The following is a 1,612-nucleotide window of genomic DNA, read 5'->3' as shown; positions in this document are numbered from 1 at the left end:
TACTTTCGGGTATCTACAGTAACGCTTATGGGCAAGGGCTGGATGCGACAGGTAAGGCGATGGGCGATATACTTGGGGTGTCGGGCGATGCTTCTAAGTCGTTGCTGTCAGAAGGTACTAGAAGTTTGTTTGCCGCGCCGGAACTAGCAGGTCTTGCCATGCTGCCGAGCCAGATACTTGATGCTGTAGGTACGCAACAACAAACGATGAACCAGAACCTCTTGACGGAGGAAGCTAGTAAGTTCATGACGGAGCAAATGTTACCGTACCTGCTTTCGTCTGACCTTATGGGTATGGCCTTTGGAGCGCCAGGTGGTACGACTACTTCGGAGTCAGGGGGCGGTAGCCCGTTGGGTACGATACTGGGTATTGGTAGCATGATGGCAGGATTGCCTATCTTTTAGAAACAAACAAGGAGTAAGTTAAATGGCCGGTTTTATGGACATGCTTAAAATGGACCCTCTTCTAGCCATGCGTGCTGGGGCGGGTGACACAGGAGTAGCGGATGCTTTTGCGTTAAAAGGTCCGCCGCCAGCTGGTGGTGCGGGTGGATTGGGGTCGCTTATGCAGCCTACAGGTAAGGTGGGTGGGACGCTTATGAACCCTCCTACAGTACCACCTCCCGCTGCTGTCAACCCTGGTATTGGACAGCAAGTTGCAGCTGCGGCTAAGACGCAAGCTGCGGGTGGAGAGCAAAACCCTGCGGAAGCTGGCGGGGTGCAAGCGTTGGTGGATAGTCTGTCAGGTATTCAAGCACCGGAACCTGCTCCTCCGCCTAGTGCTGTTACGCCCCAAGGCGGTAGCCAGTTTGGTCCATCGCAGTTGATGCAAATGCTTATGGGTGGGGGAGGCCTTGGGGGTCTTGGACAACCAGCCCCTAACGCCATGCCATCGCTAGCTGCTCTTATGTCTGGAAGGAGATAACAATGGGAGCTCTTGGAGATTCAATTGCGGGTATTGAACGGGAGCCTATAGCACCTACTGCTAGGAATGCTGCTGTTGAAACAGCCGCTCTAGGAGCGCCTAAGTCTACTACGTCCACTGCATCTACAGCTGCTCCTACGGGCGGACAAGAGAAGGTTTTACCTAAAGAAGAAGTAGAGACAAATAAAGCTCTGTGGAAACAGTATCTTTCTGACCCGAGGGTTAGGGCTGGTTTCCTGCAAATGGGTGTTAACCTTCTCGCGGGCCAGAACTTCGGTGAAGCAGCAGGTGGTGGTCTTGCGGCGATTGGGCGCGCTGGGCAGACAGAGAAGGATCAAGCAGAAGATCAAAGGAAACTTGATCTGGAAGAGAGAAGAGTTGCTGCGGCTGAAGCTGCTGCTAAGGCTAGGGCGAGTGGCGGTGGCGGTGGCGGTGGTGGTAAGGGTAAAGATGCCAAACTCACTGGTTATAAAGACTGGCTAGACATGGTTAGTAAGTCGGGGCTAGGTCAGCAAGTTGACGATTTCGGTGAAGTTATTGCTCCTGGTATGAGTCAGATTGAAATGTCTGGTATTGCCAGTGATCTCGCCACGATCGAAGCTATGGGTGGTAACTCTCAGATGGTGTTTAGATTGTTGCTCGATCCAGCTACGCGGCCAGATGCACTTGCTAAAGTAGCTAGGGTGCT

General features: G+C 53.0%; 2 protein-coding genes. Both read left to right on the top strand.

Going from position 1 to position 1,612, the window contains the following annotated elements:
* On the top strand, positions 1-404 hold a 404-nt coding region (locus tag V6D20_25480; protein HEY9819135.1), incomplete at its 5' end, for a hypothetical protein.
* A gap of 522 nt (positions 405-926) precedes the next feature.
* Positions 927-1,612, top strand: a 686-nt coding sequence (locus V6D20_25475) for a hypothetical protein (GenBank protein HEY9819134.1), incomplete at its 3' end; no start/stop codon positions are given.

It is taken from the genome of Candidatus Obscuribacterales bacterium, assembly GCA_036703605.1.
Lineage (GTDB): Bacteria > Cyanobacteriota > Cyanobacteriia > RECH01 > RECH01 > RECH01.
Note: the sequence above shows the minus strand (reverse complement) of the source record. Positions and strands in the feature narration are given on the sequence as shown.